The 14,971-nt window shown below is 62.9% G+C and carries 18 protein-coding genes; 13 read left to right on the forward strand and 5 right to left on the reverse strand.

From position 1 onward, the window contains the following. Nucleotides 1-58 precede the first annotated feature (58 nt). The 8 genes from AC04SI_RS25335 to AC04SI_RS25370 all read left to right on the forward strand — a co-directional run bounded on the left by AC04SI_RS25335 (nucleotide 59) and on the right by AC04SI_RS25370 (nucleotide 8,484). On the forward strand, nucleotides 59-856 hold the full coding sequence (locus tag AC04SI_RS25335; RefSeq protein WP_488475080.1) for an ATP-binding cassette domain-containing protein: 798 nt from the start codon (nucleotides 59-61) through the stop codon (nucleotides 854-856). Next, entirely contained in the window at nucleotides 853-1,872 is a 1,020-nt protein-coding gene (locus AC04SI_RS25340) for an ABC transporter permease (RefSeq protein ID WP_488475081.1), read from the forward strand. Before AC04SI_RS25335 ends, AC04SI_RS25340 begins: the two co-directional genes overlap by 4 nt. Nucleotide 1,873: 1 nt before the next feature. Next, complete coding sequence (locus tag AC04SI_RS25345) at nucleotides 1,874-2,962, forward strand: phosphotriesterase family protein (protein WP_404281027.1); 1,089 nt, start codon at nucleotides 1,874-1,876, stop codon at nucleotides 2,960-2,962. Nucleotides 2,963-2,993: 31 nt separating this feature from the next. Then, nucleotides 2,994-3,764, forward strand: coding sequence for a glutamine amidotransferase (locus AC04SI_RS25350; protein WP_404281029.1), 771 nt, complete (start codon nucleotides 2,994-2,996; stop codon nucleotides 3,762-3,764). A gap of 2 nt (nucleotides 3,765-3,766) precedes the next feature. Next, the gene (locus AC04SI_RS25355) at nucleotides 3,767-4,678 is read left to right on the forward strand and encodes a ribokinase (protein ID WP_488475082.1); all 912 of its coding nucleotides are present in this window, start codon (nucleotides 3,767-3,769) and stop codon (nucleotides 4,676-4,678) included. Continuing rightward, nucleotides 4,675-5,547 (forward strand): BtpA/SgcQ family protein, encoded by an 873-nt coding sequence (locus AC04SI_RS25360; protein ID WP_404281033.1) that lies wholly within the window; start codon nucleotides 4,675-4,677, stop codon nucleotides 5,545-5,547. The genes AC04SI_RS25355 and AC04SI_RS25360 overlap by 4 nt, the downstream gene beginning before the upstream one ends. Then, nucleotides 5,544-6,818 carry a Zn-dependent hydrolase gene (locus tag AC04SI_RS25365; protein ID WP_404281036.1) on the forward strand — a complete coding sequence of 425 codons (1,275 nt, stop codon included), beginning with the start codon at nucleotides 5,544-5,546 and terminating at the stop codon, nucleotides 6,816-6,818. Before AC04SI_RS25360 ends, AC04SI_RS25365 begins: the two co-directional genes overlap by 4 nt. A 226-nt stretch (nucleotides 6,819-7,044) precedes the next feature. Further along, nucleotides 7,045-8,484 carry an FAD-binding oxidoreductase gene (locus AC04SI_RS25370; RefSeq protein WP_404281038.1) on the forward strand — a complete coding sequence of 480 codons (1,440 nt, stop codon included), beginning with the start codon at nucleotides 7,045-7,047 and terminating at the stop codon, nucleotides 8,482-8,484. Nucleotides 8,485-8,561: 77 nt separating this feature from the next. Here the strand turns inward: AC04SI_RS25370 and AC04SI_RS25375 are convergent, their stop codons facing one another. Together AC04SI_RS25375 and AC04SI_RS25380 are read right to left on the reverse strand one after the other, a co-directional pair. Beyond that, nucleotides 8,562-8,771, reverse strand: a complete 210-nt coding sequence (locus tag AC04SI_RS25375; protein ID WP_006201519.1) for a hypothetical protein — start codon at nucleotides 8,769-8,771, stop codon at nucleotides 8,562-8,564. Then, nucleotides 8,768-8,944, reverse strand: coding sequence for a hypothetical protein (locus tag AC04SI_RS25380; protein ID WP_404281040.1), 177 nt, complete (start codon nucleotides 8,942-8,944; stop codon nucleotides 8,768-8,770). The genes AC04SI_RS25375 and AC04SI_RS25380 overlap by 4 nt, the downstream gene beginning before the upstream one ends. Nucleotides 8,945-9,045: 101 nt before the next feature. Between AC04SI_RS25380 and AC04SI_RS25385 the strand changes: the two genes are divergently transcribed. Beyond that, nucleotides 9,046-9,366: a hypothetical protein gene (locus AC04SI_RS25385; protein ID WP_488475083.1), complete on the forward strand. Its 321-nt coding sequence runs from the start codon at nucleotides 9,046-9,048 to the stop codon at nucleotides 9,364-9,366. A 55-nt stretch (nucleotides 9,367-9,421) separates the two neighbouring features. Here the strand turns inward: AC04SI_RS25385 and AC04SI_RS25390 are convergent, their stop codons facing one another. After that, nucleotides 9,422-9,739: a hypothetical protein gene (locus tag AC04SI_RS25390; RefSeq protein ID WP_404281046.1), complete on the reverse strand. Its 318-nt coding sequence runs from the start codon at nucleotides 9,737-9,739 to the stop codon at nucleotides 9,422-9,424. Nucleotides 9,740-9,854: 115 nt separating this feature from the next. On the opposite strand from AC04SI_RS25390, the gene AC04SI_RS25395 reads away from it, so the two are divergent. Continuing rightward, on the forward strand, nucleotides 9,855-10,286 hold the full coding sequence (locus AC04SI_RS25395; RefSeq protein ID WP_488475084.1) for a DUF7832 domain-containing protein: 432 nt from the start codon (nucleotides 9,855-9,857) through the stop codon (nucleotides 10,284-10,286). A gap of 94 nt (nucleotides 10,287-10,380) precedes the next feature. Here the strand turns inward: AC04SI_RS25395 and AC04SI_RS25400 are convergent, their stop codons facing one another. Next, nucleotides 10,381-10,968, reverse strand: coding sequence for a TetR/AcrR family transcriptional regulator (locus AC04SI_RS25400; protein ID WP_404281050.1), 588 nt, complete (start codon nucleotides 10,966-10,968; stop codon nucleotides 10,381-10,383). A gap of 107 nt (nucleotides 10,969-11,075) precedes the next feature. On the opposite strand from AC04SI_RS25400, the gene AC04SI_RS25405 reads away from it, so the two are divergent. Beyond that, the gene (locus AC04SI_RS25405) at nucleotides 11,076-11,891 is read left to right on the forward strand and encodes an oxidoreductase (protein ID WP_404281052.1); all 816 of its coding nucleotides are present in this window, start codon (nucleotides 11,076-11,078) and stop codon (nucleotides 11,889-11,891) included. A gap of 152 nt (nucleotides 11,892-12,043) precedes the next feature. Further along, the gene (locus AC04SI_RS25410) at nucleotides 12,044-13,045 is read left to right on the forward strand and encodes an NADP-dependent oxidoreductase (RefSeq protein ID WP_404281067.1); all 1,002 of its coding nucleotides are present in this window, start codon (nucleotides 12,044-12,046) and stop codon (nucleotides 13,043-13,045) included. Between the two features lie 22 nt (nucleotides 13,046-13,067). On the opposite strand, the gene AC04SI_RS25415 is transcribed toward AC04SI_RS25410, so the two are convergent. Further along, nucleotides 13,068-13,772, reverse strand: coding sequence for an SOS response-associated peptidase (locus tag AC04SI_RS25415; RefSeq protein ID WP_404281055.1), 705 nt, complete (start codon nucleotides 13,770-13,772; stop codon nucleotides 13,068-13,070). A 351-nt stretch (nucleotides 13,773-14,123) separates the two neighbouring features. On the opposite strand from AC04SI_RS25415, the gene AC04SI_RS25420 reads away from it, so the two are divergent. Continuing rightward, nucleotides 14,124-14,971 (forward strand): ankyrin repeat domain-containing protein (locus AC04SI_RS25420; RefSeq protein WP_488475085.1); only part of this gene is annotated, 848 nt, incomplete at its 3' end.

Below are 14,971 nucleotides of genomic sequence, written 5' to 3' on the forward strand. Positions count from 1 at the left end.
GTCGCCTGCGCGGCCCGGCGACCGATTGAACTTTGTCGCCCAGAGAACTGGAACCATAATGAGCGATGGCGAGACCTACCGCGTCAGGATGACCGGTATTTCCAAACGGTACGGCCCTATCCAGACGCTGGACGATGTTTCGCTGAACCTGAAGCCTGGCGAGGTGCTCGGCCTGGTCGGCGACAATGGCGCCGGCAAATCCACCTTGAGCAAGGTGCTGTCCGGTGCGGTCATTCCGGATTCCGGTGCCATCGAGATCGATGGCAAGGCCGTATCCTTTTCATCGCCGGCCGATGCCCGCGCCGCGCGGGTGGAGATGGTCTACCAGGACCTTTCGCTCTGCGACACGGTCGATGTGGCGGGCAATCTCTTCCTCGGCCGCGAGCCGCGCCGCCACGTTCTCGGCATTCCCTTCCTCGACAACAAGCGCATGCATGACGCGACGCGCGACATGCTCGATCGGCTTGGCATCGTCATCGCCGATACAAAACTCAAGGTCGAAAACCTCTCCGGCGGCCAGCGTCAGTCGATCGCGATCGGCCGCGCCGCCTCCTTCGATCCGTCCGTGCTGATCATGGACGAACCGACGGCCGCACTTGCGGTGGCGGAAGTCGAGGCGGTGCTGGAGCTCATCCGCGCCGTCAGGGCCCGTGGCGTCAGTGTCATCCTCATCACCCATCGCCTGCAGGACCTTTTCCTGGTCTGCGACCGCATCCAGGTCATGTACGAAGGCCGCAACGTCGCCGAACGCAAGATCGGCGACACCAGCATCGAGGAAGTCGTCAACCTGATCGTCGGCCGCAAATTCAACGCGCGCTCCGCGCGCGGCAGCCGTGATGAGGCAGCGCAGCCATGAACGCCACTTCATCCTCCGCCGATATCGGCGCCTCGCCGCCCAAACGCGCCCACAACAACACGTGGAAGGATGTGGCGATAGCCAATGGCAGCGTCGTCTCGATTGCGCTGTTCTTCCTGGTCGTCTGCGTGGTCTTTTCGCTGATCACCGGCTCCTTCCTGACGACGCCCAATCTGCTCAACATCGTGCGCCAGTCGGCGCCGCTGCTGATCGTTGCAGCCGCCATGACCTTCGTCATCACCACCGGCGGCATCGATCTGTCGGTCGGGTCCGTGCTGGCACTGACGGCGACGCTATCGGCCGTTTTGCTGCAGGCTGGCCTGCCGTGGCCGCTTGTCGTCATCGCCATGCTGGCGCTCGGCGCGGCGATCGGTGTCCTGCAGGGCTTCTTCATTGCCTATGAACGGATTCCGGCTTTCATCGTCACGCTGGCCGGGCTCTCCGTCATCCGCGGGGTGGCGCTGCTGATCACCGGCGGCTATTCGATCCCGGTCGAGCCGACGAGCTTTTTCGTCAACATCGGCAGGGCCTGGTTTCTCGGTGTTCCGGTGCCGGCGCTGCTCGCCCTTGTCGTGCTGATCGTCGCCTATCTCGCTTTCAACCAGATGCCGTTCGGCCGCTATGTGACCGGCATCGGCGCCAATGCCGAGGCGGTGCGCCGCGCCGGTGTCGATACGCGCTTCATGACGCTCTTCGTCTATATCCTGTCGGGCATGGCGGCGGCATCGGCCGGCATCATTCTCGCCGCTCGTCTCGGCTCCGGCTCGTCCAATGCCGGCCAGGGTTTCGAGCTCGATGTCATCGCCGCCGTGGTGCTCGGCGGTACCAGCCTGTTCGGCGGGCGTGGCACGATCATTGGCACGGTGCTCGGCGCGTTGACCGTCGCTGTCATCGGCAACGGCCTGATCCTTGCGCATATGTCGCCGTTCCTGACGCCGATCGTCACCGGTACCATCATCCTCGTGGCCATCTGGCTGAATTTCCGCCTGTTCAAGGGCGCGACGCGGGGCCGCTGACATGGATCATCTGTTCGACGACAAGCCAGGGGAACGGGCGCCGATCGGCGTCCGCTCCGGCACGGTGATGACCGTGACCGGCCCGGTTGCGATTGCCGATATGGGCGTGACGCTGATGCACGAGCATATCCTGCTCGATGGCGCGACATCCTGGAAATGCCCCTGTCATCCCGAGGAAAGGAAGATCGCCGAGCAGCCGGTCAGCATGGAGATCATCGGCGAGTTGCGGATGAACCCCTACATGAACCGCGACAACATCTCGCTCGACGACAGCGACCTGGCGCTTTCGGAACTGGCGAAGTACCGGGCGCTCGGCGGCCATACCGTGGTCGATGCGACCAATATCGGCATCGGCCGCGATCCGGTGAAGCTGGCTCGCATCGCCCGCGCCTCTGGACTGCGCATCGTCATGGGCACCGGCTTCTATCTGCAGCACACTCATCCCGACTGGCTGAAAGCGATGGACGTCGACGACGTCACCGAATTCCTGGTCAACGATGTCGGCGGCGGGACGACGCAGCCCGATATCATGGCCGGCATCATCGGCGAGGTCGGCATCAGCAAGGATTTCACCGACGAGGAGCGCAAGTCGCTGCGGGCTTCGGCCCGCGCCGCCAAGATCACCGGCGTGCCGCTGACCATCCATCTGCCCGGCTGGGAGCGGCTGGCGCATGAGGTGCTCGACGTGGTGGAGGCGGAAGGCGCCGATCTTCGGCATACTGTGCTTTGCCACATGAACCCGAGCCACAACGATCTCGCCTACCAGAAAAGCCTCGCCGCGCGCGGCGCCTTCCTGGAATACGACATGATCGGCATGGATTTCTATTATGCCGACCAGGACGCGCAATCGCCGTCAGACGAGCAGAACGCGCAGGCGATCCGCTCGCTGATCGACATGGGCCTGGTTGACCGGATTCTGCTGTCGCAGGACGTCTTTCTCAAGATCATGCTGACGCGCTTCGGCGGCTTCGGCTACGGCTTCATCCTCAAGCATTTCGTGCCGCGGCTGAAACGCCATGGCGTCGAGCAGGCGGCGATCGACCGTATGCTCGTCGACAATCCAAAGACCGTGTTCGCCGCGAGTCTCTAGGCTGCGGATCAATTCGACATAGGGAGTAAACATGTCCAGGAAGAAGGTTCTTCTCGCAGGCGAATCCTGGGTCTCGACCGCGACCCACATCAAAGGCTTCGACCAGTTTCCGACGGTGACTTATCACACCGGTGCCGACGAGCTTTTGGCCGCGCTGAAGGACAGTCCGTTCGACGTCACATTCATGCCGGCGCATGAGGCGCAGCGGAATTTTCCCCAGACCATGGAAGCGCTTTCGGCCTATGACGCGGTCGTGCTTTCCGATCTCGGCGCCAACACGCTGCTGCTGCACCCCGACACCTGGATCCATTCCAAACCGACGCCGAACCGGCTTCGCCTGCTGCGCGACTATGTCGGCAAGGGCGGCGGCCTGCTGATGTTCGGCGGCTATTACAGTTTCCAGGGCATCAATGGCGGCGCGCGCTATCACAAGACGCCGGTCGAGGAGGTTTTGCCCGTCTCCTGCCTGCCGGTTGACGACCGCGTCGAGGTTCCGGAGGGCTATGCGCCGGTCGTCGTCGGCCCGCAAAACCATCCGATCCTCGCGGGCCTTGGCAAGGACTGGCCGATCCTGCTTGGCTTCAACGAGGTCACGCTCAAGGACGGTGCGGAAGTTCTCGCCACCGTGTCTTCCGACTACCGTTCCCTGCCGCTGCTGGTGACCGGCAAATATGGCAAGGGCCGCACCGTCGCCTGGACCTCGGATGTCGGCCCGCACTGGCTGCCGCCGGGCTTCATCGCCTGGAGCGGCTACAAGACCTTGTTCGAACAGATGCTGGGCTGGGTAACAGCCAGGGACTAGCCATGCGCGTCCATGTCATCGGCAATGTCTGCGTCGACACGACGTTTCGGCTGGACCGGTTTCCGCAGCCAGGCGAGACGCTGAACGCATCCGGCCATGCCGATGGACTTGGCGGCAAGGGTGCGAACCAGGCCGTCGCCGCGGCGCGCACCGGAGCCGATGTCCGCTTTCATGCGGCGATCGGTAATGATGACGCCGGAGCGTGGATCAGGCAGCAACTGAGCCGCGATCTTGACGCCGGTCGTCTGACGACGTTGCCGCTGCCCAGCGACCGTTCGACCATCATGGTCGATGCGCAGGGCGAGAACCTCATCGTCACCGGCGCCAGTTGCGCCGCCGCCTTCGATCCACTCGCCGACAGTGGTTTTGCGCCGTCGATCGAACGCGGCGACATCGTGGTGATGCAGGGCAATCTTCGCGCCGATGTGACGACCGCCTGCCTGCTTGCGGCGCGCGATGCGGGAGCCATGACGATCTTCAACCCGAGCCCGCTCGCGGCCGGCCACGCGCCGCCATTGGGCGCCGTCAGCCTCGTTGTCGTGAATGCGGGCGAGGCGGCGCAACTGACCGGAGCCGGCGATCCTGCCCTGGCGGCCCGCGAATTGATCCGCCAAGGCGCCGGCACCGCGATCGTGACGCTTGGCGCGCAGGGCTGCCTGGTCGCCGATGGCGAAGGGCGGATCGAACGGATCGCGGCGTCCAAAGTGGCTGTGGTCGATACCAGTGGCGCGGGCGATGTCTTCTGCGGCTGCCTCGCCGGCTGCCTTGCGGCCGGCATGGACTTCGCCGCGGCAGCGCGGATCGCAGTCCGCGCCGCGGCCATCTCGGTCGGCCGCGCCGGCACGCTCGAGTCCTGCCCCGACAGGCGTGAGATGAAACTGCTCATGGAAACGAGGCAAGCGGAAACCGCATGACAAAATCCCCCAAAACCATCGGCTCCAAGCCAACAGGTTCCAAACCAGTTGGCCAGGTCACGAACGACGCGCTGCAGTCGATCTTCGGCAGAAGCAAGGTGGTGATCGGCGTCGTTCACCTCGCACCTCTGCCGGGCGCGCCGCGCTACGATGGCGAGGCGGTGGAAGCCATCTATCAGCGCGGCCTCGACGACGCCAAAGCCTATCTCAATGGCGGTTGCGACAGCGTCATCGTCGAGAACCATGGCGACGTGCCGTTTGCCAAGCCGGATGATATCGGGCCTGAAACCTCCGCCTACATGTCCGTCGTTTCCGACCGCATCCGCCGCGAGCTCGGCCGGCCGATCGGCATCAATGTGCTCGCCAATGCCTCCATTCCGGCGCTGTCGATCGCCAGCGCCTCCGGGGCTGCCTTCGTCCGCGTCAATCAATGGGCCAACGCCTATGTCGCCAATGAAGGTCTGATCGAAGGCGAGGCGGCGCGCGCCATGCGCTTTCGCGCCAGGCTTCGGGCCAATGGCATCCGCATCTTCGCCGATGCCCACGTCAAGCATGGCGCCCATGCCATCGTCGGCGACCGGCCGGTCGAGGAACAGGTCAAGGACCTGGTATTCTTCGACGCCGATGCGGTGATCGCCACCGGCCAGCGCACCGGCCACGCCGCTGACCTCGGCTACATTAGGATGATCAAGGACGCAGCCGGGTTGCCGACGCTTGTCGGCAGCGGCGTGACGCCCGACAACGTCAACGACATTCTCGACATCGTCGACGGCGTCATCGTCGCCAGCTCGTTGAAGCATGATGGCGTCTGGTGGAACCAGGTCGATCCGCAACGGGTGAAAGCCTTCATCCGCGGCCTCAAGCGGTGACCTTGGTGCCGGAGATCGACGGCAAAAGGCTGCTCGGACGGCTCGACGCGTTCGCCCGGATCGGCGCGACGCCGGCCGGGGGCGTCAATCGTCAGGCATTCAGCGTCGAAGATCGCAACGCCCGGCGCCTGCTGGCTGAACTGGCGCTCGAGCGCGGCTTCCAGGTTTTTCAGGACGGCATGGCGAACCTCTTCATCCGCCGCGAGGGCTCGGACGCTACGCTGCCGCCGCTCCTGATCGGCAGCCACCTCGACAGCCAGCCGACCGGCGGGCGCTTCGATGGCGCGCTCGGCACGCTCTCCGCCTTCGAGGCGCTCGAAGCCCTGGAGGACGCGAAGGCCAAGACCCGAATACCGATCGAGGTCGTTGCCTGGGCCAATGAAGAGGGCAGCCGCTTCGCGCCGGGCGTCATGGGTTCCATGGCCTTCACCGGTGCGGATATTTCCGCATGGAAATCCACGATCGGCAGCGACGGGGCGTCGCTGGCAAAGGAGATCGAGGCGACGATCGCCGCCCTGCCCGAGGCGACGCTTCGTCCGATCGGCTTGCCGATATCGGGCTATATCGAGCTCCATATCGAACAGGGGCCGTCCCTGGAGAGGGAGCGGATACCGATCGGCGTCGTCACCGCCGTGCAGGGCACTCGCTGGCTGGAAGTCTCCTTTCAAGGTGCCGCGGGTCACGCCGGTACGACCGGTCTTGCCTACCGTAGGGATCCGATGGTCGCCGCCGTTGCCGCGATGCACAGCCTGCAGGCGACGATCATGCCGCTCGACACCAGTGCACGGCTGACGGTCGGGCGCATCACGGCTCAGCCGGGATCGATCAACGCCATACCGCAATCCGTGATGTTCTCCGTCGACCTCAGGCATCCGCAGCCGGAGCGGCTCGACGCGATCGAGGCCGAGCTGCGCCGGGTTTGTGCGGCGGAGGCCGCGGCGCAGCATTGCACGGCAACGATCAGGCGATCCTTCGATATGCCCGGGGCGGCATTTTCGCCCGAGATGGTCAAAGTCGTCGAGGAGGCCGTCACCTCGCTGCAACTGCCGCACAAGCAGATGGTTTCGGGCGCATTCCATGACGCACTCTTCATCGCCCGAGTGGCGCCGGCTGCGATGATCTTCGTGCCGTGCCGCGACGGGCTGAGCCACAACGAGGCGGAACATGTCGAGCCTGCCGACGCGATCACCGGGGCGCGGGTGCTGCTGCAGGCGGCGATCGTAGCGGCCAGCTCAAGGCGCACGGCCTCGAGGTTGCCGCCGTCGACATGAACGAAATCTCCCCGACCGGCGGCATTCACTGCGTGACGCAGATGCTGAAGTTCGAACCGGCCTGACGGCAAAGCTTCAGCCGACAATCTGCAGGTGAGTTCAGTCAGCGGCGCAATCGCTGACGTTGCACCAGAACGCGAATGGCGGGTCTCGTTTCCGGTCACAACTTGCTTGCCCGCTAACATAAGAGCACACTGAAGAATTCAGCAAATATTGGGAGGAAACCATGAGCGCCATGAGCTTCACCACCCTTGAACGCGGCAAGACGACAATCGATGCCGCGGCCCTCGAAGCACTTTCGGCACAGATACGCGGCACGGTGCTGCGGGAAGGCGACGCCGCCTACGATGACGCACGCAGCATCTGGAATGCGATGGTCGACCGGCGGCCAGGCCTGATCGTCTGTTGCGTCGGCGCCTCCGACGTCGTCGCCGCCGTGAATTTTGCCAGGGAAAACGGACTTCTCGTCTCCGTGCGCGGCGGCGGCCACAACATCGCCGGCAGCGCCGTCTGCGATGGCGGCCTGATGATCGATCTGTCCATGATGAAGTCGGTGCGGGTCGATGTCGCGGCGCGGCGGGCCTGGGTCGGACCCGGCGCCACGCTTGCCGATGTCGACAGGGAAACGCAGGCTTTCGGACTGGCGGTGCCGACCGGCATCAACTCGACCACTGGCATTGCGGGCCTGACGCTGGGTGGCGGCTTCGGCTGGATCACCCGCAAATTCGGGCTGACCATCGACAATCTCGTCTCCGCCGACGTGGTCACCGCCGACGGCAAGCTGCTACGCGCCAGCCACAGCGAAAATCCCGACCTGTTCTGGGCACTGCGCGGTGGTGGCGGCAATTTCGGCGTCGTCACGGCGTTCGAGTTCCAACTCCACCAGTTCGGGCCGCAAGTGCTGTCGGGGCTTGTCGTCCATCCGTTCGCCGATGCCGACAAGGTGCTGCGCGAATATCGCAAGGCGCTCGAAACCGCGCCCGACGAACTGACCTGCTGGGTGGTCATGCGGCAGGCGCCGCCGCTGCCCTTCCTGCCGGAGGAATGGCACGGCAAGGAGGTGCTGGTGCTGGCCATGTGCTATTGCGGCGACATCCAGACCGGCGAAAAGGCGACGCAGACGCTTCGCGCCATCGGTACGCCGATCGCCGACGTCGTCGGCCCCAATCCGTTCACCGGCTGGCAGCAGGCCTTCGACCCGCTGCTTGCGCCCGGCGCCCGCAACTACTGGAAGAGCCATGACTTCACGGAGCTTTCCGACAGTGCGATCGCGGTCACCACGGCGGCTGTATCCCAGCTTCCGGGTCCCGAATGCGAAATATTCTTCGGCCATGTCGGCGGGGCGGCGGGCCGCGTCAGGGCAGATGAAACGGCGTTCCCGCAGCGCAGCTCGCATTTCGTCATGAACGTCCACGCCCGCTGGCGCGAGCCGGCAATGGACAAGGCCTGCATCGACTGGGCCCGCGGTATCTATGAAGCAGCACGGCCCTATGCCGCCGGCACGGCCTATGTGAACTTCATGCCGGAGGACGAGATCGACCGGGTCGAAGCGGCCTATGGCGACAACTATCGCCGGCTGCTGGAGATCAAGCAGCGCTACGACCCGCAGAACCTGTTCCGCATGAACCAGAACCTGCGTCCGAAGGAAGGTCTGCGCGCCGCCTGAGACCGGCATCCGTCCGGGACGGCGCGGGCAGCCGCGCCGTCCCGCCAATGGATTGCATGGTGGCGGCGCGGCAGCCGTCAGCCCAGGACCGGCGGCGTGTCGTCATAGCTCAGCGTCACCAGTTCGGGGTGGCGGTGGGCAAGCGCGACGATCTGCGTCTCCAGCTCGCAATTATAGGCCATCAGCGCCTTCACCGTTTCGAGTGGGCTGGCGTAGCGGGCGATCAGCTTTTCCGCCTCGGCGTGAAGCTCCGCCTCGGCGTCGGGATCGAGATGCAGGATGCTCATTGCCGCCGCCTCGGCGCCTGGAGCGCATCGAGGCGCTGCTGCAAGTGTCCGTTGAGCACGATCATTTCCTTCAGGGCTTTCACCGCATCGCCCTTGTAGTGCGCGATGAAATTTTCGGCGGTTGCCTGCAATGCCGCCTCCTGGCGGCTGTCCAATGTCACGATCTGGTCCATGTCAAACCACCTCCTTGAACCTGGTGCCGACAGTGAACAAAAAGGGAACAAAATGTCAAGGTCGAATTGACTTTGTCAGGAATGAGTTCCTATTTTTAGCAATGCCTGATACAGACGGAAGACGAAAGCGCGGCAATGCCTGGACGCTCGGCAAATCGCACGAGAGAGGCGATCTCATCCTCATCCGCTGCGGTCACTGCAACATCAAGCGCTGGTACGAGCCGTCCGATCTGATCAGGCTGTTCGGCGATGTCGACATCGAGCTGATCGACGGCCACATGCTTTGCGAACAGTGCCGCAACAAGGAATTCGTCCGTGCCGAAGCCCGCCACCTCACCGCGCGGGAGCGCGTCGGCATCCGGGTGCGGCGTCTGGCCGAGATAAGGGTGGTGCGCCGGGTGGTGTGGAAGGATGAAGAATGAGGAGGGCGGGTAACGACCCGGTATTGTCATGCACAACCGGGCTCGGCAAAAGCCGCTAAAGTTCAGCGTATCGCCTGAGGCCCATTCCGGCAAACAGCAAGACCATCAGGATCGTGAATACGATGATCATGCCACAGCGAAAGACATTCGCGAGCGGCGAGATTTTGGTATTTGACAGTTGATTGAACGGCACGCCACGCGGTTTTGTCGCCGCCAGCCCAAGCCAGCAGACGCAGGTCGCGGCAAATAGCAAACCGATATAAAAATCCATCCAGTCCGGCACTCTCACAAAGCCGAAATTGAACGCGAATGCACGGTTCACGGACAGAAGCAGCAGGGAGGACATAGCGCAGATAAATATCAGGCGTTTCATTCTATTTCGCCTCCGCCGTTTGCAGCGTTGTCTCCTGTTAGCGTATAAGTTGCATTGATTGAAGAAGCGTTATGTCGACTTGGCGCACGCTGTCCGTTGAAGTTGGGGTGAAGGCATGAAGTATGACGACGCGTCCTGGCACTCCGGAGGTAATTTTCCGAAGGACCTTCCCGACGAAGCAGGAGCAACCCACATTGCGATGTTTGTTGCATGGGCAGTCCTGAATGACTTGGCCGGCGAAATGCACACGGAGGAGTTCCCGGACGAGCGGGAGCGCCTAAAAGCCAGAAGCCTTACACCCCGGGAGTGGTTTCTCGAAGTCTGCGACGGCAAGTTCACGGATGACGATCTAAACGACGCCGGAAATCTATTCGCGGCAAGATACTATGATGCCGCCGATACGGACCCGGTTTCCTACATGGCAGACTACAGTGAGGCGTTTCCTGACGGTGAGACCCTCTATTCCGTGCCGGACGGGTCGGACACCTATTCAACGATCCAACCCATGATCGACCGTCGCTATCAGGCCTGGCTCAGCACGAGATAGCTCGCACTTGTTGTCCTGGCTGCAGCAGTGCCCCTTTCGCGGGATGGCTGCGTCGGAAACTTAGGCCAGTGGACGCCGCGCAACCACCAAACCTCTAGACTCCCTCTTCATCCTCAGGTGGCTGCATCAGCGTCCGCGCCGCGTCCGCTCCGGCCGCAAGGATACGATCCGACAAGTCCGTCCCCTCCACGGCACGGGCCAGCTGAAGCGCGCCGATGAGGGTCGCAAAGATACCGAACGCAACGCTCTCCGGATCAGCGGTCCGCGGCGGCAAATCCGCTGACACCTGGCGCACCAGGGTCAGCAAACGCTCGGTATAGAGTTGACGCGTTTCGGCTGGCTCGCGCGAGATTTCCGGCAGCAACGCGGCAGAGGCGCAGCCCTTGCCGGGATTGTCCCGGTGCGCCGCCGACAAATATGTGTCTATGGCCATTGTCAGACCGCCGGAGGCCAATGCTTCCCGTATCTGGTCGGATTGATCCTCCAGGGCCGCCGCCACGGTTTCACGGACAAGCGCCGCCTTGGATTGAAAGTGGGGATAGAAGGCCCCGTTCGTCAGCCCGGCGTCGCTCATGATTTTTGCGAGTCCCGACGCCGCGATGCCGTCACACCGAAAACGCTCAGTGGCGACCTCCATGATCCGGCCGCGCGATGCGTCCTTTCGACCCTTTTCGTAACGCATGGTTTCTCCTTCCGGATTTGCTATTGCATTATGATCGTAATCTGATATTACAACCATAATCCAATCGACAGAAATAAGCTAGAGCTCGTGAGCTTGGAGTATCAGAAATGAATGCGAATTCTGGAAAAACCGCGATCGTGACCGGAGCCTCCTCGGGCATCGGTCGCGCCAGCGCCGAGGCACTGGCGCGGGCAGGGTTCACCGTCTTCGGAACAAGTCGCCGCGCGGCCAGCATTGGCCCGAATGGGGTGACCATGCTGGCTTGCGACGTGACTGACGATGGCGCCGTCAATACGCTCGTCTCGAACGTGCTCTCGCGGACCGGCCGGATCGACCTCCTGGTCAACAATGCCGGTGTCGGCCTGCTTGGTGGCGCCGAGGAATCCTCGGTCGCCCAGGTACAGGCCCTGTTCGACGTCAATCTGTTCGGCGTCATCCGCATGACCAATGCGGTGTTGCCGTCGATGCGGCGGCGCGGCCAAGGGCGTATCGTCAACATCGGCTCGGTGCTGGGCCTCGTACCGGCGCCGTATTCAGCGCACTATTCGGCGGTCAAGCACGCGCTCGAGGGTTATTCGGAATCGCTCGACCACGAGGTTCGTGCCTTCAATGTCCGCGTCTCGGTCATCGAGCCGGCATTCGTGCGTACCGTCTTCGACCAGAACGGCATCGAGCCGGATTCGCTGTTGAAGGAATACGATCGGGCTCGGGCCGGGTTCAAGGCGCTGCTGAGCGAGGTGATGCCGACAGCCGATCGGCCGGAGGTGGTGGCGAAGGTGGTCGTCAAGGCGGCGACCGATGCCCGTCCGCGACGGCGCTACACGGCTGGCAAGGCCGCGCTGCAGGTCAGCCTCCTGCGCCGCTTTGCCCCCGCAGGCATTTTCGACAAGAGCTTGCGCAAGCAGTTCCGGTTACCGGCCTGAACCACAGCGAGGCGAAGGATTTCACGCACGTGAGACTGGCAACCACAACACAACTGGCAACCACAACACAATTGGTCAGGCGCCACAGCCCGGAGATGTCGAACATGACACATGCATTCGATCAATCGCCTCACTTTCAGAAAGTCCCTGCCATGAAGGCATTCGTCGTCGACAAGTATAACAAGAAGGGCATTCTGCGGCTGGCCGAGATGCCGGTGCCGGAGGTCGGGGACAACGATGTCCTGGTCGAGGTCCATGCCGCGGGGGTGAACCTTCTGGATTCTAAGGTCAGAACCGGAGAGTTCAAGCTCATCCTGCCCTATCGCAAGCCCTTCATTCTGGGTCACGATGTGGCTGGGGCGGTTGTCAGGGTGGGAGCAAAGGTCCGCAAATTCAAACCCGGCGACGAAGTCTACGCGCGGCCGCGCGATGGCCGGATCGGGACATTCGCCGAGTTCATCGCCATGGATGAGGCCGACGTGGCTTTGAAGCCGAAAAACCTCAGCATGGAAGAGGCGGCCTCGATCCCGCTGGTCGGTCTGACCGCCTGGCAGGCGCTTGTCGAAAGGGCGAACCTGAAGAAGGGACAGAAGGCCTTCATTCAGGCGGGCTCCGGCGGCGTGGGGACATTCGCCATCCAACTGGCAAAGCACCTCTGCGCGAACGTCGCGACAACAGCGAGCGCCGCGAGTGCCGATCTGGTCAAGGATCTCGGCGCCGACGTTGTCATTGACTACAAGAAGGATGACTTCGAGAAAATCCTGTCTGGTTACGACGTCGTCTTGAACAGCCAGGACGCCAAAACGCTTGAAAAATCACTGAGCGTGCTGAAACCGGGTGGGAAGCTTATCTCCATCTCCGGTCCGCCGGATCCCGAATTTGCCGAGAAACAGGGACTGAACGTGGTGCTGAGGCTGGTACTGCGCCTGTTGAGCCGGGCTATTCGGGCCAAGGCCAAGCGCCGTGGCGTGAAGTTTTCTTTCCTTTTCATGTGGGCGCAGGGTGATCAGCTGAGCAAAATCACGTCCCTCATCGAATCCGGAGTGATCCGCCCGGTAGTCGATAGGGTCTTTCCGTTTGAAGCGACCAATGAGGCTCTGGCCTACGTCGAAACAGGACGCGCCAAGGGCAAGGTCGTCGTCAGGGTCAGGTAGCGAGCCTGTTTGTTCGATTCGTCTAGAACAGCGAACCTTGCGCACTGGCTCCGGCCGGAAACTTGATCTGCGTCGCTGGCTTCTCGACGATCACCAGCGCGTCGTCAGGCGCCGTGCGCTGCAGCTTTCTCGCTTCGGACCACGGCGCACTGAGCCACGTCTCCGTCTCCTCCGGCGTGGTCAGGATCACCGGCATCGCCTTCTCGTGGATCGGCGCGATCAGCGCATTCGGCTTGGTGGTCAGGAAACCGTAGAGCTCGTGCTCGCCCGGACCTTCCTTGACCTTGCGCACGCCCTGCCAGGGCGTCCATAGGCCGGCGAAGAAGAACAGGGGGCACTCTTCGCCGAGCGCGAACCAGTAGTTCTTCTGGACGCCTGTCTCCGGGTCTTTTTGACCGGGCGTGGGGCTCGGTTCGGCAAAGCTGGTCACCGGCACGACGCAGCGGTTCTCGACGCCGAGAAAGGGCTGCCAGTGGCCATATTGCGGGTTGCGGATGTTGGTCGTGCCGGAATCGGCATTGCCGCGCATGCGCTCGGGCGGCGTCGGCATGCCCCAGCGCAGATTGGCAAGCTCGCGCGCTCCGTCGGCCGTGTTGCGCACCACCGGCGCGAACTGGTTGGGATAGATGTCGACCGAGGGCTCGAGGTTGCCGGCGATGTCGCGCAGTGCGCGGGTCCACTGGCGGATGGCTTCCTGGCTGGTGGTAATGTTGTAGAGGTTGCACATATGAGCAGAATTGCGGAATTGGCCCGGCTCCGCAACGGGGGCGTGGGTCGGGCCGGCGCTCTTTCAGAGATCCGCACGGGCGAGGTCGGTGGCCCGGCTGCCGGGGGGGGATGTATGGGTTGGCCGCCGGGCCTGACCGGCTTCTGCGACCTCGCCGGCTGACATGAACATGCGCTGAAGCTAATGTAAGGGCAATATCGACCAACGGCCCTGGTAGCCTAGGACCCAATGCCCATCAGGTCGTGGCTTCACAAACCCGAAGCAACATGCGCTTATGACCCGGATGCCACCATTCATTGAGCCATCGATGGGCGTTCTCACGATCAGGGATTTTGAGGTGGACTTGCAGTCTTGAAATCGTGCCGCGTCCTTCGGCTTGCCTGGGAGATGCTAAATGCGCGGGTTCTTGCTTTTCATTCGCTGCTGCTTGTACACATCCCGATTGTATCTCACGCCGCCGCCATTCACGACGCCGCGAAAGAGGGCGATGTCGCGGCGATTACTGCAGCGCTCGACGCGGGTGCCGGCGTCGATGAGAGCGACGGGCGCGCGACACCACTCTATCTTGCGGTCAGGGGCGGGCATTTTGCGGCGGCAAAACTGCTCATGGAACGCGGTGCCGACGTCAACGCCGCCCCGACGCCGCTTATGGGTCCTGCCCTCATGCCGGCTTTGGCAAAACGCAGGATCGACTTGATCAATCTGTTGCTGGACGGGGGCGCAAATCCAAATTCGCGCCGCAACCGCGAAAACGCCCTCCACATCGCCGTCAATCTCGATTGCCTCGATTGCGTGAAGGCACTGGTCGAGGCCGGCGCGGACGTGAATGCGAAGACAAAGGACGGCAAGACACCGCTCCATCTGGCAAAATTCAAGGGGCAACGCGAAGTCGCTGACTATCTCTTGTCGCACGGCGTCGTTTTGCCAACACCTGCTCCGATATCGATGAAGTTGGCTACTGCCGAGGTTGAGAAAGGCCGAACCTACTTCACCAGCGTGTGTGCCGGTTGCCACAATGCCGCGCCACAGGGAGGGAGCAAAGCAGGACCCAACTTGTGGAGCGTCGTCGGCCGCGACAAAGCATCTGTGGCAAATATGCGTTACTCCGACACGTTGCTGGGCTGGGAGGGTGTATGGACGTACGAGGACCTGAACAGATATCTCTTCGGGCCCATGCTCACCACGCCGGGCGTCAAGAT

This window comes from Mesorhizobium sp. CNPSo 4689, assembly GCF_057784325.1.